A 21,087-nucleotide genomic window follows, 5' to 3' on the forward strand; every position below is an offset into this window, starting at 1 on the left:
CCGCCCTTGCCCAGGCTGCCTTCGCCTCGTTTCAGGGCCGCTTCGATCAAAGCGGGCTCCATGAGGTTGTAATAGACATTGCCCAACCCTTCGATCCCTTGATCTTCGAGGCGGAATTGCGGGTTTACCCGTCCAAATGTCATTTGCGTAGCTCCTGTAGCGCGCTGTCTTGTAAGATTCTTGCGGCTGAGGGCCGCAATATGACAGCTCCTTAGCACGTCGTTTTCCGAAGTGAACAGGACGCAAAAGCGCAGTTAGCGCAACCAGTGGGAGGTTTAGCGATACCATGGCGAAAGCTTGCCAAGGGTTTTGGTTAATCTGCCCAATGTTTGCGCCCCCATGCGGAAACAAAGGTGAGGCATTTTGGTCATTCCTTAACAGATTTAGTCCGAAATGTGGCAGTGACAGCACCTGATTCGCCGAGGGGGATTGTTGTAAAGTGGTAAATGCCCCATAGTGACGCAAAAAACAGGCAACCAGAGCAGTAATAAGGAATGCCCCATGTCAAAAATCGCCCTTGTGGACGATGACAGGAATATCCTGACGTCGGTTTCGATGACTCTTGAGGCTGAGGGTTTCGAAGTAGAGACATATAATGACGGTCAAGCCGCGCTTGATGCGTTTAACAAACAGATGCCCGATATGGCGGTGTTTGATATCAAAATGCCCCGTATGGATGGCATGGATTTGCTGCAGCGCGTGCGTCAGAAATCCAAGATGCCGGTCATTTTCCTGACCTCCAAAGATGATGAAATCGATGAGGTTTTGGGTCTGCGGATGGGCGCGGATGACTATGTGAAAAAGCCATTTTCACAGCGTCTTTTGGTCGAGCGCATTCGCGCCTTGCTGCGCCGTCAAGAGGCCGTGGCCGGTGACGTTGTTGGTGACACCGAAGAGACCAAATTGATGACCCGCGGATCGCTTACCATGGATCCGCTGCGCCATGCCGTGTCTTGGAAGGGCAATGATGTATCCCTGACAGTCACCGAATTCTTGCTGCTGCAAGCCTTGGCTCAACGTCCCGGATTTGTGAAATCGCGCGATCAACTGATGGACGTGGCCTATGACGACCAAGTCTATGTTGATGATCGAACGATCGACAGCCACATCAAGCGTTTGCGCAAAAAGATGCGGACCGCTGATGATGAGTTTTCAGCGATCGAAACGCTGTATGGTATCGGTTACCGGTATAACGAAGAGTAAGAGATGGCTTTGGCCGAACGAATGACATCTGGCAGCGGCGACGACGATCGCCGCGACGCCGATCTGGTGCTGGGCGACGATTGGGTCGCGCCAGACAGCACCGTTGAGAAAGAGCTGCGTGACTCCCGCGCGCGTCGGAGCCTGTTCTCGCTTAAACGCTCTCCGATGACCCGCAAGATCATCACGTTCAACCTGATTGCGGTGAACGTGTTGGTGGCGGGTATTTTATGGCTGAATTCGTCACGCGATATTCTCGCCATTCAGCGGGCCAACTCTTTGCAGTCCGAAGTTGAGTTGATTGCCGATGTGTTCGAGGCTCAACTGCCCGCCGGTGCTCCGGTAAGCCTAGCGACGTCAGACGGAATAGATGTTGCCGAAACGGTCGAAGGGATCGAGCTGCGCGAAGGTGTTCAGCTTTTGATTTATGACACCGGCAACTTCCTTGTTGGTGAAGCGGCCGGGAAAATGGCCCCAATGATGTCGATTGCCCCGTCCGAGGAAAAGCCGACTTTGATTTCGGATTTTCTAGGGCGCGCAACGGAGAGCATCACCGGCCTGTTTTCGATGTTCTCGGACGAACCTGAATTGGTTCTTGAGGATAAATTGCGCCGCATGATCGAAGCCGGTGATCCGGCTTTGACACGCGTCATCGCAGAAGATGTGAACAGCGGCAAAGCCTTGTTCCATGCGTTCTCCCCCATTCAACAAGGGGCTGCAATTGTTGGGACAGTCGCCTTGGTGTCGTCGGCCAAGGAAATCGACGATGCGGTTCGGGTGGAACGCGAACGTATCTTGCAAATGTTTGTGATCGCAACGCTTGTGTCGATTGGCTTGAGCCTTGTGCTCGCCTCGACCATTGCCAACCCGATTTCCGATTTGGCGGATGCCGCCGAAATTGGCCGGGATCGGCATCGCCGCAGTGTCGCGCCGGGTCGTATTCGTATTCCCGACTTGACGGCGCGTCCAGATGAAATTGGTCGCCTTTCCGGAGCGTTACGCGGAATGGTCAGTGCGCTTTATGACCGAATCGATAGCAACGAACAATTCGCCGCGGATGTCGCCCACGAGATCAAGAACCCGCTTGCGAGTTTGCGCTCAGCGGTTGGCTCGCTGCGCATGGTTAAGAAAGAAGAACATCGCACCAAATTGCTGGATGTGATCGACCACGACGTGCGCCGTCTGGATCGTTTGGTGAGCGACATTTCAAATGCCTCCCGTCTTGATTCCGAGCTTGTCAAAGAGGAAGAGCAAGAATTCAACCTCATGGAAATGGTCGGCAATATTGCGGAATTTCTGGGGCAGGATGCCGAAAAGAAAGGTATCGAATTCATCACAGACCTGCCGTCGCGTCCCATCAGCATCCATGGGTTGGAGCCACGCTTGGCCCAGGTTTTTGTCAACCTAATCACCAATGCCACGAGTTTCTGTGAAGATGGTGATGCCATTCGGGTTTGGGCGCGTCGACGGGACAACCGGGTTTTGGTTGTCGTCGAAGATACCGGGCCTGGTATTCCCGAGGAAGCCTTGGCAAAGATTTTCAAACGCTTTTATACGTCGCGCCCGCAATCCGATTTTGGCAACAATTCGGGCCTTGGGCTGGCGATCTCAAAACAGATTGTGGAGGCTCATGGGGGCGTGATCTGGGCCGAAAACATTCGTCCTACCGAAGCGGATGTAACCTCTGAACCACTTGGGGCGCGTTTCGTCGTTGGCCTGCCGCTCTGAACCATGTCAGATCGCCCATTGAACTTGCACGCCAGCGCCGTTGTCGTGCAAGGGCAGGGGCTGTTAATCAAAGGGGCCTCGGGGGCTGGAAAATCAAGCCTGGCTCTGGCGATGATGGGGCTGGGTGCTCGACTGGTATCTGATGATCGCACGATTTTGATTGGCGATGCTGGCGGGGTTACGATGTCGGCACCCGAACGCATCATGGGTTTGATAGAAGCGCGTGGCATTGGGCTGTTACAGGCTGAATTTGCAGATCATGCGCGTTTAACCGCTGTGGTGGACCTTGATCACATTGAACGTGATCGCCTGCCACATCAGCGAGAGATTTCTATACTCGGGTATAGTGTCCCCTTGCTTTTTAACGTTTCGTCTCCTTATTTCCCCGCAGGACTAGTACAATTCCTTAAGGGCGGTCGGAGAGCATAGCCATGAAAGCCAATCCCACTCTCAGCCAGCGTGTGGTTCTGGTCACCGGCCCTTCCGGGGCGGGGCGCTCGACTGCAATCAACACACTTGAGGATTTGGGATTTGAGGCGATCGACAATATCCCGCTAAGTTTGATTCCGCGGTTGATTGATGGGGTCAACGCCTTGGCCCAGCCTCTCGCCCTTGGAATTGACGCACGCAACCGGGATTTTTCAGTCGAAGGCTTAATGGAGCTTCATGCCATTCTGACCTCTCGTGGCGATATGACCTGTGAGTTGCTATATCTTGATTGTCTGCCCGATATTCTGTCGCGCCGCTACTCTGAAACCCGTCGTCGCCATCCACTGGCTCCGGATGAAAGCCCGGCGGACGGGATCGCGCGCGAGCTTGCGTTGTTGGAAGACGTGCGGACGCGGGCGGATATCTTGATTGATACGAGCGAGTTAACGATTCACGACCTTAGGGCGGAAATCGAGAATTGGTTCTCCGATACTACGGGCCAAGGCATGGCGATTTCGATCCATTCCTTTTCCTACAAGCGCGGTCTGCCTCAAGGTTTGGACATGGCGTTTGATTGTCGCTTTTTGCGCAATCCCCATTGGGAACCCGATCTGCGCCCCTTTACCGGATTAGACCGTAGTGTATCCGATTATGTCACAGCAGATAAACGCTATGATGTGTTTGTTAAACATATTATGGAATTGTTGGGGGTTGTGTTGCCCGGCTGTTTGGATGAGGGCAAAGCCCATTTTTCAGTTGGCTTTGGCTGTACCGGCGGCAAGCACCGGTCAGTTACCCTTACGGAAGTTGTTGCGGCAGCCCTTGCGAAGCAGAGCTGGCGGGTGTCAATTAGACATCGCGAATTGGAGCGACAGGGGGTGCGTGTGACGGCACCTGTTGCCTTGGAAGGTGAAAGAGAGGCGTCTGAGTGATCGGCATTGTGATCGTGGCACATGGCGGATTGGCCGGAGAGTATCTGGCCGCTGTGGAACATGTTGTCGGGGCGCAACCCGGCATGGCGGCGATTCCAATTGAGGCAGATTGCGACCGAAGTCTGAAACAGGCCGAGATTTGTCAGGCTGCGGATTCCGTTGATCAAGGTGAAGGTGTCGTGATCGTCACTGATATGTTCGGCGGGTCGCCGTCAAACCTATCTTTGAATGCTTGCCGTCCAGATGACCGCAGGATCGTCTACGGTGCGAACCTCCCGATGCTGATCAAGCTGGCTAAGAGCCGCCAAAAGCCAGTTGCCGATGCCGTTCGGGCCGCCTTGGAAGCGGGTCGTAAATATATCGACAGCCAAAACATCAACGCCTGATCCTATCAAAATTTTCAAACCGAGATTGCAATATGACTGAAAACACGCGCCGTGAGCTGAGAATCATCAACGAAAAGGGTTTGCATGCCCGCGCCTCAGCCCGGCTTGTTGAGGTGGTGGAAGGTTTTGACGCGACGGCAGAGGTGTCTCGTGACGGAATGTCGGCGGGCGGAGACAGCATAATGGGCCTTTTGATGTTGGCAGCCGCCAAAGGAACCACTATTGAAGTCCAGACCTCAGGGCCCGATGCGTTGGCCTTGGCAGATGCGGTTGAGGCGTTGGTCGCCGACCGCTTCGGAGAAGATTGCTAGCCGGGGGAGCATGTGTCCCGGGCCTTGGAGACGGGACTGAACAAGCGGATGGTGGACAGGACACAATCCTCGGCTGTGGGTGAAGAGACTCCGGATACCCAGCCTGCCCCTTATGACAAGCGCAAAATTAGCTACGCGAACACCTTTACCAACCCGTTGAAGGCCAATGTCATCCGGGTGATGGAATGGTTAACCGGCAAAATCCCTCTCATCCGCATAGTGCGCCGTTTTGAGAAACAAGGCATGGTCGAAGGACAGGCGTTTTGGCCGCGTGCTTTGAGCGTGATGGGGATCGAGCTTCAAACACCGTTAGAGCAGATTAAAAACATCCCCAAGGAGGGGCCGGTTGTGATTGTTGCCAACCATCCGCATGGGTTGGTCGATGGCATGATATTGGCGCATCTTATTGGTCATGTGCGGACGGATTACAAAATCCTGACGCGGAGTTTGTTGACCGGGGTCGAGGAAATCGACCCGTTTATGATCCCGGTTCCCTTTCCGCATGAGGAAAATGCCCGCCAGCAAAGCCTTGAAATGCGGGCCAAAGCGATGGACCATCTCAAAGGCAATGGGGTTATCGTCTTGTTCCCGTCTGGTGTTGTTGCGTCGAGCGAAACCCTATTTGGCCCAGCGATCGAGGCGGGGTGGAACCCCTTTACGGCAAAGATGGTCCAACGGTCTGGTGCGACGGTGGTGCCGATTTATTTCCCGGGCCAGAATAGCCGTGTTTATCAAATTGCTAACAAAGTCTCCCCCACCATTCGTCAGGGGTTGCTGATCCACGAGGTTGTTCACGCGTGTAACCGGCCACAAAAACCGGTGGTTGGGGCACCGATTTTGCCGGATGAGATCAAAGCCTTTGATGGCGGTCAGCGCGAGTTTGTGGCGTGGCTGCGCGAACGGACCTTGGCCTTAAAAGACCAAGCCCAGTAACCAAATCTGTCCAAAAGGTCCGCTTCCGCGGTCATTTCTTTATGCACGTTTCGGCGTGACACGCCCCGTCACCAAGACGCTTGCCATTAGCGTGTCGGGACCGGTGTTTCGCCACGATAGTCATAAAACCCACGTTGGCTTTTGCGACCAAGCCAGCCTGCTTCGACATATTTGGTCAACAACGGGCAGGGGCGGTATTTGGTATCGGCCAAACCGTCATGCAAAACGTTCATGATGGCCAAACAGGTGTCGAGCCCGATGAAATCAGCCAGTTCAAGCGGTCCCATCGGATGATTGGCCCCAAGTTTCATGGCCATATCAATGGACTTTACATTACCCACACCTTCGTAAAGCGTATAGCATGCTTCGTTGATCATCGGGATCAGGATGCGGTTCACGATAAAGGCGGGAAAATCTTCGGCGCTGGCGGCGGTCTTGTCCAGGCTCTCAACCACGGCGAGGCAGGATTTATAGGTATCCTGATCGGTGGCAATCCCGCGAATAAGTTCGACCAATTGCATCAGCGGAACCGGGTTCATGAAATGGAAGCCCATGAATTTTTCAGGGCGATCCGTGCCAGAGGCGAGTCGGGTAATCGAAATAGACGAGGTGTTGGAAGTTAAGATCGTGTGATCATCGAGATTGGGTACAATTGCCGCGAAAATCTTGTGTTTGACGTCTTCACGTTCGGTCGCCGCTTCGATCACCAGATCGGTTTTCGCGACTTCAACAATGTCTTGTGTGGTGACGATCCGAGCCAGTGCGTCATCGCGGGCTTGTTCGGATATCTTCTCGCGGCTGACTTGGCGGTCCAGATTTTTCTGGATCAGCGCGACGGCTTTCTCCAATGCTTCCTGAGAGATATCGTTCAAACGGACATTGTAACCCGCCAACGCCATGACATGGGCGATGCCATTGCCCATTTGCCCTGCGCCTACGACGCCAACCGATTTGATTTCCATCGGAGCTTCCTCTTCGTCAATTTGCCGAACAATAGGCGCGTGTGGCACCGGGCCGCAAGGGCAGGTGGCTAAACTTATAGACGCATTTGCCCTTTAGCCATTTAGAAAGAGGTTTGATGGATTCTTGGGCTTGGGTGAGAAAAATAAGGTGGGTTTTATGTCTGTACATGGCGGGGGCCATGGTGCCCTTGAATACTATCCTTGCCGATACGGCGGCTCTCGTGTGTTGTTTCGCGGGCCTCGTCGGCAATTGGACGGAGAATACTTTGCCTTTCTCGGTGGAACGGAAACCTATGGCAGGTTTATTGAAAACCCGTTTCCAACCTTGATTGAGCGGCGCATGTCAGTTGCTTGCGCAAATTTCGGTGTGGTGAATTCAGGGGTTGATCTATACTTGAACGATCCGGCCTCTATGGATCTGGCGATTGGCAGTACGGTCAAGGTCATTCAGATCATGGGCGCACAAAACATGTCGAATCGATACTATTCGGTGCATCCGCGCCGGAATGACCGGTTTTTGCGCGCGTCTGAGCGGCTGGAATCTCTCTATCCTGAGGTCGATTTTACCGAATTTCATTTTGTGCGGCACATGTTGGGGCGTTTGTCGGAGATTTCCGAAGATCGCTATGAGATTGTGATCGAAGAACTGCGCTCGGCCTGGGTTGCGCGGATGAAACACATCCTGACTCTGTTGCGTGGCCAGGTGGTGCTGCTCTGGTTTGCGGACCATCCGATTCCGGCTGGGCTGGATGCTCCTCTTGACGGTGATCCTTTGTTTGTGAACCGTCAAATGGTCGAAACCTTGCGTCCGCGTGTCTCGGCGGTGGCCGAGGTTGTCGCCTCCGAAAGCGCGCTGATGGAGGGTACCAAGGGCATGGTTTTCAGCGATTTTGACGCCTGTGCGGCGGCGGAGCTTATGGGCCCCTATGCCCACGAAGATGCCGCGGATGTCTTGGAACGTGTCTTGCGACGGTTGACGGATCGCGACGAGGAATAATGCGATCTTGACCTTGCAAGAGACGCGGCACCATATGGGCGGATGTCTATTTGGGGTTTTGCAAGGTCGCGATTTGGCCGTTGGATGTTGGCGGCGCTTGGTGCCGTTGGTCTGGTCTGGGCGGGGGTGGTTGCATTTGCGCCGCAAATCATTGTTCTGTCGGGCGAGGGTTTTCCATCCGCGACATGGCCGGCCCCGGGGGCGTTCCACGCGGTTGCGGGCCAAGATCAAGCACCCGTTCCAAGCAACCTGGCCCCTGTTCCCCAAGCCTCTCAAATTCGACTTGTCGAGGCCGAGGGAAAGGCGCTTTTGATGGATAGGGCTGACCAGCCGATCAAGGCGGGGTTTGCGCCGGGCATTGACCCCGAAACACGGTTCAATTCCTATTCTTTGGTCAAATCGCTGGTTGGGGTGTTGGTCTTGCGTGCCATCGCTGATGGTCACATCTCCGGCCTTGATGTAAATTTGCAAGAGCTCCTGGGAAAAGATGCGCCAAATGTCACCCTGGTGGGGGCTTTGACGATGACAAGCGGGCTGGCGCTCTATGGTGAACCACCCAAGGAAGATGTCGCAAAACCTCTTGATGACAGACAATTTTCGCCGTTTTCGCCGGTGGCGCGATTGCATGCCTACGGGGTTGAAAACCTTTTTGATCGGATAGAGGTCCATCCCGATTTGCATGGCCAGTTTCACTATCAAAGCGTCAATACGGCCCTTTTGGGGTTGGTTGTCGAAAGGGCGTATGACGCACCTCTTCAAGACGTCCTGTCGCGTTTGATTTGGTCACCGGCCGGGGCGCAAGAGGCCTATTGGCGGCAAAACCCGACAACAGGGCGTGTCTCGGCCTATTGTTGCCTTTATGCGCGTCCATACGATTGGCTTTTGGTCGGTCGATACCTCTTGAACAATGGTGACGAGGACGGGGTATTTCTTCCGGACGATCTCTGGCGTCGCTGGGTTTTGCCTGCGGTGTCCGAAAAAGACCGCGCCAAAGGCGTGTATGGATGGCACATTCGCCATGATGTCCTTGATCGGCAAGGGGAAACTCTTGAGGGGCCATTTGCCTATATGATGGGACATGGCGGGCAGATGGTGTATTTTCTGCCCGAGGTGGACATGGTTGTTGTCCGTTTTGGCGACAGGCCCCAGCTTTTGCATTCAACTTTATATGAATTGGCCAAATAAAAAGGCCCGCGTAAATGCGGGCCTTTCCTTGTGCGTTTGCTAATCCTTAGTTCGGTTTAGCCGAGCTTTTCGGTTAGCTCAGGAACCGCGTCGAACAGGTCGGCAACCAGACCAAAATCAGCAACCTGGAAAATAGGTGCTTCTTCGTCTTTGTTGATCGCTACGATGACTTTCGAATCTTTCATCCCGGCAAGGTGCTGAATCGCGCCCGAGATACCCACAGCGATGTAGAGATCCGGAGCCACAACTTTACCTGTCTGGCCAACCTGCCAATCGTTCGGGGCGTAACCCGAATCAACCGCAGCACGCGATGCGCCAACGGCGGCACCAAGCTTGTCAGCAAGCTTTTCAATCAGCGCAAAGTCGTCTTCGGAGCCAACACCGCGGCCACCGGACACAACAACGCCAGCCGAGGTCAGCTCTGGGCGATCAGATTCGGCAACCTTGTCTTCAACCCATTCGGACAGGCCGGGGTTTTCGGCTGCGCCGATGGTTTCGACGGCTGCGGAACCGCCTTCACCAGCCGCGTCAAAGGTCGAGGTGCGGAAGGTGATAACCTTGGTCGCATCCGACGATTTCACGGTTTGCATGGCGTTCCCGGCATAGATCGGGCGCTCAAACGTGTCGGCGTCGACAACGGCTGTGGCGTCCGAGATCACCATCACGTCAAGCAAGGCCGCAACGCGCGGCATGACGTTTTTGGCGTCGGTCGTGGCCGGGGCAACGATGTGGGAATAGTCACCTGCCAGCGACGCGATAAGCGCAGCTGTTGGTTCCGCTAGGCGGTGACCAAGCGACGCATCCTCGGCAACAAGCACCTTGGCAACACCGTCGATTTTCGCAGCGGCATCGCCTGCAGCCGTTGCAGAGGCACCAGCGGCCAGAACGGTTACATCACCCAATGCTTTCGCAGCGGTGACAGCCTTGGCCGTGGCGTCCATCGCCAGTTCGCCATTTGTGACTTCGGCAAGAAGAAGTACAGCCATTACACAGCCCCCGCTTCTTTAAGTTTTGCAACAAGTTCGTCAACCGAGCCAACCACGATACCAGCGGCACGGGCGGCGGGCTCTTCGGTTTTGACAACGGTCAGTCGGGGCGTGACATCAACGCCGTAATCGGCAGGTGTCTTTTCATCCAAAGGCTTTTTCTTGGCCTTCATGATGTTTGGCAGCGACGCGTAACGTGGTTCGTTCAAACGCAAATCAACGGTCACGATGGCAGGCATCTTGACGCTGATGGTCTGAAGGCCGCCGTCAACTTCACGGGTGATTTTTGCGCTATCGCCGTCGATGTCGACTTCGGAGGCAAAGGTCCCCTGCGACCAACCCAAAAGGGCGGATAGCATCTGACCAGTGGCGTTCATGTCGTTGTCGATCGCCTGTTTCCCGGCGAGAACCAGACCAGGCTCTTCTTCTTTGACAATCGCGGCCAAAATTTTGGCAACGGCGAGCGGCTCGATGTCTGTGTGAACATCCTCGGCTGCGTTAACCAGAATGGCGCGGTCGGCGCCCATTGCCAAAGCGGTGCGCAGGGTTTCCTGGCTCTGCTTTACACCGATGGAAACGGCAACAACTTCGGTCGCTTTGCCGGCTTCTTTCAGGCGGATGGCCTCTTCGACGGCAATCTCGTCGAATGGGTTCATCGACATTTTTACGTTGGCGAGATCAACACCCGATCCGTCCGCTTTGACGCGCACTTTCACGTTGTAGTCAATCACGCGCTTGACAGGCACCAAAACCTTCATCGCGTTCCTCTCCTTTAGGCGAATGGCGGGGGATTCCCCGCAGTCAGTCATTCTCGCAAGGGTGATAACGTGGGGATTGCATTTGAAACAGAGAAAAATCGTCATGTTATCGCCAACAGACGTCGCGTCCTAAAAGAAATCTCCCGTTTACTTTACCTATGGTAAGGTTTCGTAAGGCCAAAGCATGATTTGGAAAAGATTTCGCAAGCTTTCCATGCCCGGATGCCAAAGTTGACAGCTGTCAACCGATAGGGGCCGAAGCAGGGCCATCACCGTCATAGGCTATTTTTTATTTAATGGATTAAGCGGCTTGTTGAGGCGGACGCTACAGATGGACTGCAAGGCGCTCCATTGGGACGTCGATAGGACGGGCCGTGGGACAAATCCATCGGGCACGGCCTCACGCGCCTGGTCGATGCGGTCGCCAAGGGCGGGGTGTGACATGAAATGTTCCTCGATCCCGCTGACGTCGCCGCCTAAACTTCGGAATCGTTCGAACATCACCGCCAATGCGTCCGGCGAAATGCCGGCTTTTTGCAACATGTCATGGGCAAAGATATCGGCCTGCGCTTCTGCGCCTTGGGCGTATTGGGCTTCGATCAACTGTTCCGCCAGCAAAAGCATCACCGCGCCGCCTGCAAAATCACCAAACAGCAGGCCAAGCACCCCGATCGACCCGGCCGAGCGCAGCGCATGGCGGGTCGGGTCGCGACTGACCACATGGCCGATTTCATGGGCAAACACCGCCGCTACTTCTTCCGGGCTTTCTGCCTTGTCGATCAATCCGCGGAATAACACGATATGGCCGCCGGGCAGGGCAAAGGCGTTTACCATCGAATGGTCAAGGACATAGACGGTTAGGTCCGGTGGCGTTTCGAGCGTGTCGACCAGACGATTTTGCATCGTGGTCAGAGCGGCGCGGCCCCCTGCGCCCTCGCAAAACCGGACGCCGGTGGCCGAATTGTTGCCAAGGACATCGCGGATTTGTTCGAGCGTCACTTCGCCTAACGCGTGTTCACCTTCGGGCGGAATGAATTCGGCAAGCTGGTTGGCCATCACCGGCACCAAAATAAAAACGATTAGCGCCACCGAGGCCACTGCCGCCGCCGCCCAAGTGAGCAATTTGCCCCGTTGGGTCACCGGTGCGCGGCGGTTGGGGTGGGGCAGGTTGGGAGAAAGCTGATGATCCGGCAGGATCAGGCGCCGCAGCGGATCATCCCGCAGCCGCAAGACCAGACGCACCTTGTCGGCCTGATCCTGAAGCTTGCGAATGTCACGCAAGGGCCAGCTTGTATCAGTTTCCTCGGTGCGGATGATCAAAGCGCTTTGTTGGTTGTCAACCCAGACCTCAGCGCGCACCGGCACCGGAATAACGCCGTCGAAAAACCGCGCGATATAAGTCTGGCCGGAAGGCGCGCGTCTTCGGAATTCGGAATCACTCATATCGACGCCCCTACATCTAGTGCCTCGGCAAAGCCTTCGGCCTCAATATGTTCGTCGCGTGGGCGCTGGCGTATCGCGGCCAGACCATCGCCACCGTGCAAGGAAAGAACCGTGCTGTAATGGCGCATGATTGGCATGGTGATAAAGGCTTGCATAAAGGCGGACCAAAGCAGAAACGTGCCAAAATAAATCATCGTGCTCAGCATAATCATCACCCACTGCGGGGTGTTTTTGATCAAGTCGGTCTCTATCCCGGATATGTTGAGTGAGCCGAAAACACCCAACGCAATGGCAATACCGGCGGCAACAAGGAACAGAGAAAGCGCCAAGGTCGCCATGAGGTAACCGCCAACATAAATCCAGAACACGCGGCCGGAGGATGGCGCAAGAGTTAGGGTGACATCGTTCATGCGTTTGGTTTCGGTCAGACGGCGCAGGCTGTCGACGCGGTAGTGGACGAGACCGAAGGGCAGGACCAGAAAGGCAAGAAGAGTTGCCAGTAGGGTTATCAAGACATTGTCGGATGCGTCCGTGGAAAACAAATTACCAAGGTCTTTGCCTTCAAACCCCAGATAGATCAGGACGGCGGCAGTTCCGGCAATAATCAACCCGACAAACAGCCATTTGGCCGATCCATAAAGCATCGTCCACCGGCCACCTTGCTCTAAGGTCGCCGTGCCCCAAGATGTCCGGGTGGTTTTGTATTCCTCGAGCCGGTAAGTCATCAGCGGCCAAAGCAGCCCTGCAGAGACAATCGTCAAAACCCAATATATCAAGGCGCGCAGGGCATAGCCCCATGCACCGGAGTCCAGACCAAATCGCAAACCACGCCAACGGGTTCGGGCCAAAACATAGCGCCGCGCGCGGTATTGCGCGTAAAACCAGATGGGAATGACGCCGATAAAACTAAGCAGATAGGCGGCGAAATTGTCCTGAAAGAAGGAAAAGCTGACAAACATCAGCAAGAGATTCACGACGCCAATGTAAAAGGCCAAAAACACCACGGCGATCAGGAAACCCAAAAGCTTTTCAATGGGATCGCCAACATACTCCAACGGCACGCCACCGATGCGGATCGCTGACCAATACCAGCGCCGCAGCCGGGTTTTCATCCAAAAACGATAGATTCCAAGGGTCAGAACGGTGAACAACCCCGTGACCAAAGCCAGCGAAAACAAGTTGCCGCGCAAGCCCACAAACTCTCCGTTCAACACATCGGTACTTGGCGGAGGCGATGGGGCCGGGGCCGTTGGGCCGTGCTGGGGCACAGCGCGGGTATTCCCCCAAGGCGAAGAAGATTTCCCCCAAGGGGAGCGGCGATTATCGTCTATTGGCAAAGGAAACTCTTACATAATGAAACTTGATACAGCTTGCGTCAGAGTTGTGAGGGGAACAAGGGGGCGAGCTAAATTAACAGGCCCCGGACAATGTCCGAGGCCCAGTAAGTTTTAGGTGAAACGATTGTCGCGTGGGAACCCGCGTGGGGCCATGCGACCGGTTCCGGCCCGTTTGCCGCGCCATTCGTCTAACTCGGTTTCCGTCCGGGTGCGGCCCGCTGGATCTAGCCAGCTTAGCCCGTCGGCCAAAGTAAAGGTGCGGGCATCAGACAGGCCGCCATCTTTGTACTTTTGCAGGCGAACCCCTTTGCCACGGCCCATTTCAGGCAGCTCATCCAGACCAAACACCAGAACTTTGCGGTTTTCGCCGACGACGGCAACCGCGTCCCCGTCGATGGGTTTGCACAGCTTGGCGCGAACCGGTTCCTTGACGTTCAGTACCTGTTTGCCGTTTTTGGTTTGGGCGATCACGTCGTTTTCGGGCACAACAAACCCATCTCCCGCAGAAGACGCGACAAGCAATTTTCGGTCGGGTTTGTGGACGAAGAGATCAATGATCTCGGCCTCGTTCGGAAGATCAACCATCAGGCGCAGCGGTTCGCCCATGCCCCGACCACCGGGTAGATTGGCGGCGGACAGGGTGTAGAACCGGCCATTGCTTCCGAAGACCAAAAGGCGATCGGTGGTTTCGGCGTGGAAGATAAAGCGCGGACCGTCGCCATCCTTGAACTTGAGATCGCGGTTGAGGTCGATATGACCGGTCATGGCCCGAATCCAGCCCATTTGCGAACAGACGACAGTGATAGGTTCACGTTCAATCATCGCCTCGATCGGCACGTCTTCGGCCTCGCCCGCTTCGGCAAAGGTGGTGAGACGATGGCCGCGCGGATGATCTTTGGCGAACTTTTTGCGCACGTCGCGCAGTTCTTCGGTGATGGATGCCCACTGTAAGTCTTCGCTGTCGAGCAGGTCTTCGAGACCGGCGCGTTCTTCCATCAGTTTGTCACGTTCGTTGACAAGCTCAAGCTCTTCAAGGCGGCGCAAGCTGCGCAGGCGCATGTTGAGGATGGCTTCGGCTTGGGCATCCGACAACCCTTCGGAACGGCCAACAAACCGCGATGGGATTTTGCCGTCGGTGCCATCATCGGCCAGAACCCCACGGGCGATTGCCTCGGGGTCTTCTTTCAATATCAGGGACTTAACATCGACCCCCGCCAGCGGAGACACATAATCCGCCTCATCCATGGCGCGTGGAATACCGGCCTGATGTTCTCGCGACCAATCCTCGTACATCAAGGCGGCTTTGGGATCGTCATCGTACCGAATGATGTCGATCACCCGGTCGAGATTGAGGAAGGCAATGATCAACCCTTCGAGCACTTCGAGCCGGTTGTCGATCTTGGCCATGCGGTGACGCGACCGACGGATCAACACCTCGCGGCGGAAATCGACAAAGGCGCGCAGCACTTCTTTGAGCGAACAGACCTTGGGGGTGACCCCGTCGATCAGCACGTTCATGTTGAGCGAGAACCGGGTTTCCAGATCGGAGTTCTTGAACAGCATGTTCATCAGAACATCCGGATCAACATTCTTGGATTTGGGTTCAAGAATCAGCCGAATATCTTCGGCGGATTCATCGCGCACATCAGCAAGAATCGGGATTTTCTTGGATTGGATCAGCTCGGCAATCCGTTCGACCAGTTTCGATTTCTGCACCTGATAGGGAATTTCGGTGACGATGGCCTGCCATTGACCACGGCCAAGATCCTCGACCGACCATCGGGCGCGCAGGCGAATAGAGCCGCGTCCGGTGCGATAGGCATTGGCGATGTTTTCCGGTGGCTCGACAATGACCCCGCCGGTGGGGAAATCGGGGCCGGGCACATACTGCAAAAGCGTGTCGTCAACGGCGTTAGGAGATTTGATCAGGTGCAGACAGGCATTGATCAACTCACCAATGTTGTGGGGTGGAATGTTGGTCGCCATGCCCACCGCGATCCCGCTAGAGCCATTGGCTAGAAGGTTCGGATATGAGGCCGGAAGAACCGAGGGTTCCTCTAGCCGGCCATCATAGTTGGGGCGGAAATCGACCGAGTTCTCGTCAAGTCCTTCGAGCAAGGCCTCGGCCATGATGGTCATGCGCGCTTCGGTATAGCGCGAGGCCGCCGGGTTATCGCCGTCGATATTGCCAAAGTTACCCTGACCATCAACCAGCGGATAGCGGATGGTGAAATCTTGGGCCAGACGCGCCATGGCATCGTAAATTGCCGCGTCGCCGTGCGGGTGGAAATCCCCCATCGTGTCGCCGCTGATTTTTGCCGATTTCAAGAACCCGCCCGACGGAGACAAGCGCAGCCGTCGCATCGCATAAAGAATGCGCCGGTGAACCGGTTTAAGCCCGTCGCGCGCATCGGGCAAAGCGCGGTGCATAATCGTAGATAGCGCATAGGTCAGATAGCGTTCGCCAATGGCGCGGCGAAGCGGTTCTGAGAGTTGGCGTGCGGCGATGTCGTCGTCCGAGGTGTCATCATTCATAGATGTTGTGATACAGCCGCACTCGCCCACCGTAAAGCGCGTGGCTGGGAAATTTTCTCGGATTTTCCCTTACGCTTTGTAACGGGAATCATGTAAGGTGGATGTATCGTTGCAATTGCTGCTTGCAACGTACAGGTGGGGTTACTTTTTTCGGGGGGTAAAGGCATGACGAAAGTCATTCTTTTGACGTTTGGTGTACTTGGTTGGGCTTGGTTTGAGCTATCTGGCGGGGCTGATTTTCAGCCGGGTCAAAATGGGGTGACGTTGCTTGCCTCGGTTCCCAAAGTCAAAATTGTAGATGAGATTGAACCTCAGGTCGCGCGCGCCGATACGACGGCTGCGCCTCTGACCGTGTTTGCCGCTCCGAAATTGGAAAACGTGATCGCGGCATCATCCGTTGTTGTCCCCAATGCCGTGTTCAACCCAACGCCTGCCTTTGCCCCGAGCCAAGCGAAAATGGCGGCTTTGGAAGACCCGGCTGTGATCAGCGACGCAGTGATCGAAGTCGCGGCTCTTCAGGTGGATTACCGTCAGGTAAGCGGATCGCGTGTGAACCTGCGCGGTGGACCTGGCACGAATTTTGACGTTGTGACCCAGCTTTTGCGTGGCGAAGAGGTCGAGGTGACCGAAAGTCAAGCCGACGGTTGGGTTAAGCTGCGCGCCTTGGACGGCGGCGATATCGGCTGGATGTCAGAGAGTTTCCTCAAAGCGGTCAACTGACCGCTTTCCTCAGGCACGAGGAGAAAACGCGCGGGAGACCGCGCGTTTTTTGCGTATGGCAGGGCAAATCTCGCCTGTTGGCTGTTTCTTGACGTGCCGATTTGAGTCTCGGGACCGACGCGATGCGCTTGGTGTTTCAAATGTTGCATGAACCGCTGTAAAGAGACCAAAATCAAATGAGGCATCATGACAGGCAAAAGCATTCTTATCACCGGTTGTTCCTCCGGCATTGGCTATGATGCGGCTCTTGGGTTGCGCGATCGTGGTTGGCGCGTGTTTGCGTCCTGTCGCCAAGAGGCCGATTGCCAGCGGCTACGCGAGATGGGATTTGATGCACCGCGCATTGATTACTCAGACCCGGACACAATTTCAGATGGGTTAGCCGAGGTGTTGGCCGCAACCGACGGGCAGTTGGAAGCGCTTTTCAACAACGGGGCTTTTGCCACGCCCGGCGCGGTTGAGGACCTTCCGACCGATGCCTTGCGCGCGATTTTTGAGGCCAATGTCTTTGGCTGGCATGAGCTCACCCGACAGGTGATTCCGGTGATGCGGGCGCAGGGGCATGGGCGGATCGTCAATCATTCTTCGGTTCTCGGGCTGATCGTGGGGCCTTGGCGGGGGGCTTATAATGCTACCAAATTTGCGCTGGAAGGGTTGACCGATACGCTTCGGATCGAAATGCGCGACACACCGATCCATGTAGCGTCGCTAAATACCGGGCCCGTGACCTCGCAGTTTCGCAAAAACGCGATCAAACAGTTTGAACGCTGGATTGATTGGAAAGCCTCGGCGCGCGCGGATCAATATCAGGCGCACTTGCTCACGCGGTTGTACGAAGAGCGAGGGCCGGATGTGTTTGAGCTTCCGCCTTCGGCCGTGACCGCAAAATTGATCCATGCGCTTGAGGCCAAGCGCCCCAAGCCTAGATACTATATCACCACGGCGACCTATCTGATGGGGGCGGCGCGACGATTGTTGTCGACACCTGCGATGGATTGGCTGGTTTCCAAGGGCTGAGAGAGCCGCTAAGTCTGACGCAACTGATCGGAGATTACATGGCCCAGGACCCGTTATTTTTTGTGATCCTCATCGCTTTGGCGGCGGTGGTCGGGATCTTGTTCTTTGGCATAGGAAGCTTTGCCAAAGGCGGAGAGTTCAATCGCAAACACGCCAACAAGGCGATGCGCTGGCGTATCATTGCCCAGTTTATTGCGGTTGTGTTGGTTGTTGGTTTTGCTTGGATGCGGAGCAGCTGAGATGGTTGTATTGAACAAACTGTACACCCGCACGGGTGATAAGGGCGATACGGCTCTGGGCAATGGCGCGCGCGTGGCGAAATATGATGCGCGAGTTGAGGCCTATGGCACGTCAGATGAGCTAAACGCGATTGTCGGACTTGCGCGGTTACATGCAGGTCGCGAGATGGATGCGCAGCTGAGCCGTATTCAGAACGATCTCTTCGATCTTGGCGCAGACATGTGCCAGCCGGATATGGATAAGGACGACGAGGCAGAATATCCGCCGTTGCGCATGGTCGAGGCCCAGGTCGATCGGCTGGAAAGCGAGATTGATGCGATGACGGCTGTGTTGGAGCCACTGCGCAGTTTTATCCTGCCTGGTGGAAGTGCGCTTTCGGCCTATCTGCATCAATGTCGAACGGTTGCCCGCCGGGCTGAGCGTTTGGCTGTGGCTTTGGCTTCTGTTGAAACGGTGAATCCGGCGGCGGTTAAGTATCTGAACCGCCTGTCGGATTGGTTCTTTGCAGCAGCGCGAATCGCCAATGACAACGGTCGAAAAGATGTCTTGTGGGTTCCAGGAGCGAACCGCGACTAGCGGCGGGATGTCCGGGGAAAATTGCGTGTCGGCCTTTGGCGATGTATTCGTGAGCGGCAAGCGGTGATAAATCCCGTGCACGGGATTTCCAAATTCCTTGCAAGGAATTTGGTGCACCTCGCCGCGAACCCTGTGGTCCCGTCAAGCAATCGGTTCAGCCTCGAGCCAGACACCGCCTTGCGGACGCAATGTGATGATCATGACAGGATCGGGGACTTTGCCAGGGACCGTTCTAAACCGGAACTGCGCCAGCAAGGTGGCGAGGACAATCACTGCCTCTTGGATCGCAAAAGACGACCCGATGCAAATGCGTGGCCCATCCCCAAAGGGCAGATAGCTATAGCGATCTGGTTTCCCCGCCGCCCAGCGATCAGGATTGAACTGATCCGGGTCGTCCCAGAGCATGTGATGCCGGTGAAGGGCGTAGATCGGCAAAATCACCGTATCGCCTGGCAAGATTTGCCGCCCACAGAGTTCATCCTTAGCCAAAGCCGTGCGCGACACCATTCCCGCCGGAGGGTAAAGGCGCAGCGCCTCGTCAACGATTTGACGAATGAAGGGGAGCTTGGCGACGTCCTCGCCGGTTGCCGTGTCGCCATCCAGAACGGCCAACACTTCGGCGCGCGCGCGCTCTTGCACCTCCGGGTCAAAGGCCAAGAGATAAAGCGACCATGCCAGCGTCAGTGCGGTGGTCTCGTGCCCGGCAACAATAAAGGTCAGAAGATTATCCCGAAGCTCGGCTGTGTTCATCTTTCGCAGGGTTTCAGGGTCTTCGCCTGCCAAAAGCAGGTCAAGCAGGTCGGGCACACCAGACACATCGCGTTTGGAGCGAGCCTCGATGGCGTGATCGGCGACCTTTTTCATCTGCAAGACACCGCCCGCTGAAAACATTCGGCCCGGGCGTGGCACCCAATCGGGAAAGCCGAGAATGTCAAAGAGCGATAGTTTCCCCGCCTCGGAAATATAGGCGTCGATGGCGGTATGGACGGAGTTGCGATCAAACCCTTCGTCACCGGAAAATGTCACATCTGAAATCACATCAAAAGTAAGGGACACCATTTCGTCGAGAAAGTTGATCGCCCTTGGCCCCGCGTCGCGGATGCGCTCGGCCGAACGCTGCGCGGCGGCGCTCATGATTGGCGCAAGGTTCATGACATTGCGATGCGAAAAGGCGGGGGCGGCGGCGCGACGTTGCCAGCGCCAATGCGCCCCTTCGGCGATAAATAGCGATTCACCGATGGCAGGGCGCAACAGGTTCTTTGTCACCATGGATTTGGGGTAGTTGTCGAGGTTCTCTAGCAATATCCGCCGGTTGGCGGTCGGGTCCGTTACCATGTGCCAGCGTTTTCCGGTCTTGCCCGAGACCATGGGTTGACGCGTTGCGATGTCAGGAATGATTGCCAGAACGTTGCGCCGCGAGGTTTGCAAGCTTTTCCAAATCCCCATCGGTTTGGTAACGAGAGGCACCCGAGGCGGCACAGGCTTGGACATTGTTTGGCTTGCGAACATCTGACACTCCACCCTTGATCCGCTTGATGATAGCGCGTGGCGGGGAAATGACAAAGCCGTGTATGTATTGCTATGGCGGGCCGGCTCGGGTATCGGGTTTCGAACCACAAACCTTTGGGAGATCCGGATGTTTCGAATGATCGCAGCGCTTTGCGTCGGGCTGTTTCTTGCAGGTTGCAACGCATCACCAGCTGATTTGGACAAGCCTGCGGTTCCCATCGGTGCCTTCAAACTGGGCCACGCCGAAGTTGTGGCCCCCAATCTCCAAAAGCTTTTAATTAGCCAAGAGGCGAGCAAAGAAGAGCTGATTGCCGCTGTTGATGGCGCGTTGGAAGAGCGGTTCCGGCGCTATGAGGGCACCCAATACTACCATATCGGTGTTAGCATTGAGGCGTATTCCATCCCGCCGTCGTTTGCGCCAGGAAAGTCGGCCATCGCCTTGCGCGCAACCGTGTGGGATGACGCTCTGGCCAAAAAGCTGAACGAAGAGACCGAGCTGTTTCACGTCATTCGGGTCTTCGAATCGCGTCTTAACCTGTCGCGCGAAGATCAAATAAAACTTTTGGCGGAAGAGGGGGCTTTGTTGATCGAAAAATGGATGCGCAAAGAACATGACGCCAATGGCTGGTTTGCGGCACGATCAGACGTCTCCCCAACAGAATAAGGTTGATTCCCGGTGATTTGCTTGGGCGCTGGGCCTGAAACCCGCGCGGACTTGGCCCTTTGACCGGTTGAAAATGCCGTCTCAAATGACGCGCCTGATAGGTCTGGTCATGCAGCGTTGCATCGGGCTCTTGATTTTCTGTGCTCAACCAAATAAACGGCGCGCGATGTAACTTGGGCCGGTGCGGCCCCCTAACTTGAGGCGTCTAAAGATGGGCAAGGAAAAGTTTGAACGCGGCA

21 protein-coding genes are annotated in these 21,087 nt (G+C 55.6%); 14 read left to right on the forward strand and 7 right to left on the reverse strand.

Translation table 11 applies throughout. The features are described from left to right. Nucleotides 1-501 precede the first annotated feature (501 nt). The 7 genes from AC5EFR_RS20340 to AC5EFR_RS20370 are packed head-to-tail and all read left to right on the forward strand — an operon-like array spanning nt 502 to nt 5,919. On the forward strand, nt 502-1,203 hold the full coding sequence (locus tag AC5EFR_RS20340) for a response regulator transcription factor (protein ID WP_493577562.1): 702 nt from the start codon (nt 502-504) through the stop codon (nt 1,201-1,203). Nucleotides 1,204-1,206: 3 nt separating this feature from the next. Continuing rightward, nucleotides 1,207-2,928 carry a sensor histidine kinase gene (locus tag AC5EFR_RS20345; RefSeq protein ID WP_493577563.1) on the forward strand — a complete coding sequence of 574 codons (1,722 nt, stop codon included), beginning with the start codon at nt 1,207-1,209 and terminating at the stop codon, nt 2,926-2,928. Nucleotides 2,929-2,931: 3 nt separating this feature from the next. Beyond that, nucleotides 2,932-3,357, forward strand: coding sequence for an HPr kinase/phosphorylase (locus tag AC5EFR_RS20350; protein ID WP_493577564.1), 426 nt, complete (start codon nt 2,932-2,934; stop codon nt 3,355-3,357). 2 nt (nt 3,358-3,359) lie between these two features. After that, complete coding sequence (gene rapZ, locus AC5EFR_RS20355) at nt 3,360-4,289, forward strand: RNase adapter RapZ (protein ID WP_493577565.1); 930 nt, start codon at nt 3,360-3,362, stop codon at nt 4,287-4,289. Beyond that, a complete protein-coding gene (locus AC5EFR_RS20360) occupies nt 4,286-4,675 on the forward strand; it encodes a PTS sugar transporter subunit IIA (RefSeq protein ID WP_493577566.1) in 390 nt (129 codons plus the stop codon). The genes rapZ and AC5EFR_RS20360 overlap by 4 nt, the downstream gene beginning before the upstream one ends. Nucleotides 4,676-4,707: 32 nt before the next feature. After that, nucleotides 4,708-4,986, forward strand: coding sequence for an HPr family phosphocarrier protein (locus tag AC5EFR_RS20365; protein WP_493577567.1), 279 nt, complete (start codon nt 4,708-4,710; stop codon nt 4,984-4,986). Nucleotides 4,987-5,034: 48 nt separating this feature from the next. Next, nucleotides 5,035-5,919 carry a lysophospholipid acyltransferase family protein gene (locus AC5EFR_RS20370; RefSeq protein ID WP_493577568.1) on the forward strand — a complete coding sequence of 295 codons (885 nt, stop codon included), beginning with the start codon at nt 5,035-5,037 and terminating at the stop codon, nt 5,917-5,919. An 86-nt stretch (nt 5,920-6,005) separates the two neighbouring features. On the opposite strand, the gene AC5EFR_RS20375 is transcribed toward AC5EFR_RS20370, so the two are convergent. Beyond that, nucleotides 6,006-6,881, reverse strand: a complete 876-nt coding sequence (locus tag AC5EFR_RS20375; RefSeq protein ID WP_493577569.1) for a 3-hydroxybutyryl-CoA dehydrogenase — start codon at nt 6,879-6,881, stop codon at nt 6,006-6,008. Between the two features lie 157 nt (nt 6,882-7,038). Here AC5EFR_RS20375 and AC5EFR_RS20380 point away from each other — a divergent pair, with 157 nt between their 5' ends. Both AC5EFR_RS20380 and AC5EFR_RS20385 read left to right on the forward strand, forming a co-directional pair. Next, the gene (locus AC5EFR_RS20380; protein ID WP_493577570.1) at nt 7,039-7,878 is read left to right on the forward strand and encodes a DUF6473 family protein; all 840 of its coding nucleotides are present in this window, start codon (nt 7,039-7,041) and stop codon (nt 7,876-7,878) included. A gap of 42 nt (nt 7,879-7,920) precedes the next feature. After that, complete coding sequence (locus AC5EFR_RS20385) at nt 7,921-9,063, forward strand: serine hydrolase domain-containing protein (protein WP_493577571.1); 1,143 nt, start codon at nt 7,921-7,923, stop codon at nt 9,061-9,063. A gap of 56 nt (nt 9,064-9,119) precedes the next feature. Here the strand turns inward: AC5EFR_RS20385 and AC5EFR_RS20390 are convergent, their stop codons facing one another. The 5 genes from AC5EFR_RS20390 to AC5EFR_RS20410 all read right to left on the reverse strand — a co-directional run bounded on the left by AC5EFR_RS20390 (nt 9,120) and on the right by AC5EFR_RS20410 (nt 16,122). Next, the gene (locus tag AC5EFR_RS20390; RefSeq protein WP_493577572.1) at nt 9,120-10,049 is read right to left on the reverse strand and encodes an electron transfer flavoprotein subunit alpha/FixB family protein; all 930 of its coding nucleotides are present in this window, start codon (nt 10,047-10,049) and stop codon (nt 9,120-9,122) included. Then, complete coding sequence (locus AC5EFR_RS20395; RefSeq protein WP_493577573.1) at nt 10,049-10,807, reverse strand: electron transfer flavoprotein subunit beta/FixA family protein; 759 nt, start codon at nt 10,805-10,807, stop codon at nt 10,049-10,051. The genes AC5EFR_RS20390 and AC5EFR_RS20395 overlap by 1 nt, the downstream gene beginning before the upstream one ends. A 282-nt stretch (nt 10,808-11,089) precedes the next feature. Next, nucleotides 11,090-12,250, reverse strand: coding sequence for a M48 family metallopeptidase (locus tag AC5EFR_RS20400; RefSeq protein ID WP_493577574.1), 1,161 nt, complete (start codon nt 12,248-12,250; stop codon nt 11,090-11,092). Continuing rightward, nucleotides 12,247-13,518 (reverse strand): DUF898 family protein, encoded by a 1,272-nt coding sequence (locus tag AC5EFR_RS20405; protein WP_493577575.1) that lies wholly within the window; start codon nt 13,516-13,518, stop codon nt 12,247-12,249. Before AC5EFR_RS20405 ends, AC5EFR_RS20400 begins: the two co-directional genes overlap by 4 nt. 180 nt (nt 13,519-13,698) lie before the next feature. Then, complete coding sequence (locus AC5EFR_RS20410; protein ID WP_493577576.1) at nt 13,699-16,122, reverse strand: DNA topoisomerase IV subunit A; 2,424 nt, start codon at nt 16,120-16,122, stop codon at nt 13,699-13,701. A gap of 165 nt (nt 16,123-16,287) precedes the next feature. Between AC5EFR_RS20410 and AC5EFR_RS20415 the strand changes: the two genes are divergently transcribed. The 4 genes from AC5EFR_RS20415 to AC5EFR_RS20430 all read left to right on the forward strand — a co-directional run bounded on the left by AC5EFR_RS20415 (nt 16,288) and on the right by AC5EFR_RS20430 (nt 18,675). After that, on the forward strand, nt 16,288-16,842 hold the full coding sequence (locus AC5EFR_RS20415) for an SH3 domain-containing protein (protein WP_493577577.1): 555 nt from the start codon (nt 16,288-16,290) through the stop codon (nt 16,840-16,842). A gap of 186 nt (nt 16,843-17,028) precedes the next feature. Continuing rightward, nucleotides 17,029-17,859: an SDR family NAD(P)-dependent oxidoreductase gene (locus AC5EFR_RS20420; RefSeq protein WP_493577578.1), complete on the forward strand. Its 831-nt coding sequence runs from the start codon at nt 17,029-17,031 to the stop codon at nt 17,857-17,859. Nucleotides 17,860-17,897: 38 nt separating this feature from the next. Then, nucleotides 17,898-18,098: a twin transmembrane helix small protein gene (locus AC5EFR_RS20425; protein WP_299929821.1), complete on the forward strand. Its 201-nt coding sequence runs from the start codon at nt 17,898-17,900 to the stop codon at nt 18,096-18,098. 1 nt (nt 18,099) lies between these two features. After that, nucleotides 18,100-18,675: a cob(I)yrinic acid a,c-diamide adenosyltransferase gene (locus tag AC5EFR_RS20430; protein ID WP_493577579.1), complete on the forward strand. Its 576-nt coding sequence runs from the start codon at nt 18,100-18,102 to the stop codon at nt 18,673-18,675. Nucleotides 18,676-18,816: 141 nt separating this feature from the next. Here the strand turns inward: AC5EFR_RS20430 and AC5EFR_RS20435 are convergent, their stop codons facing one another. Next, the gene (locus AC5EFR_RS20435; protein ID WP_493577580.1) at nt 18,817-20,184 is read right to left on the reverse strand and encodes a cytochrome P450; all 1,368 of its coding nucleotides are present in this window, start codon (nt 20,182-20,184) and stop codon (nt 18,817-18,819) included. A gap of 58 nt (nt 20,185-20,242) precedes the next feature. On the opposite strand from AC5EFR_RS20435, the gene AC5EFR_RS20440 reads away from it, so the two are divergent. After that, on the forward strand, nt 20,243-20,848 hold the full coding sequence (locus tag AC5EFR_RS20440) for a hypothetical protein (protein ID WP_493577581.1): 606 nt from the start codon (nt 20,243-20,245) through the stop codon (nt 20,846-20,848). The last annotated feature ends 239 nt before the right edge of the window (nt 20,849-21,087 follow it).

It is taken from the genome of Pelagimonas sp. (assembly GCF_058892305.1).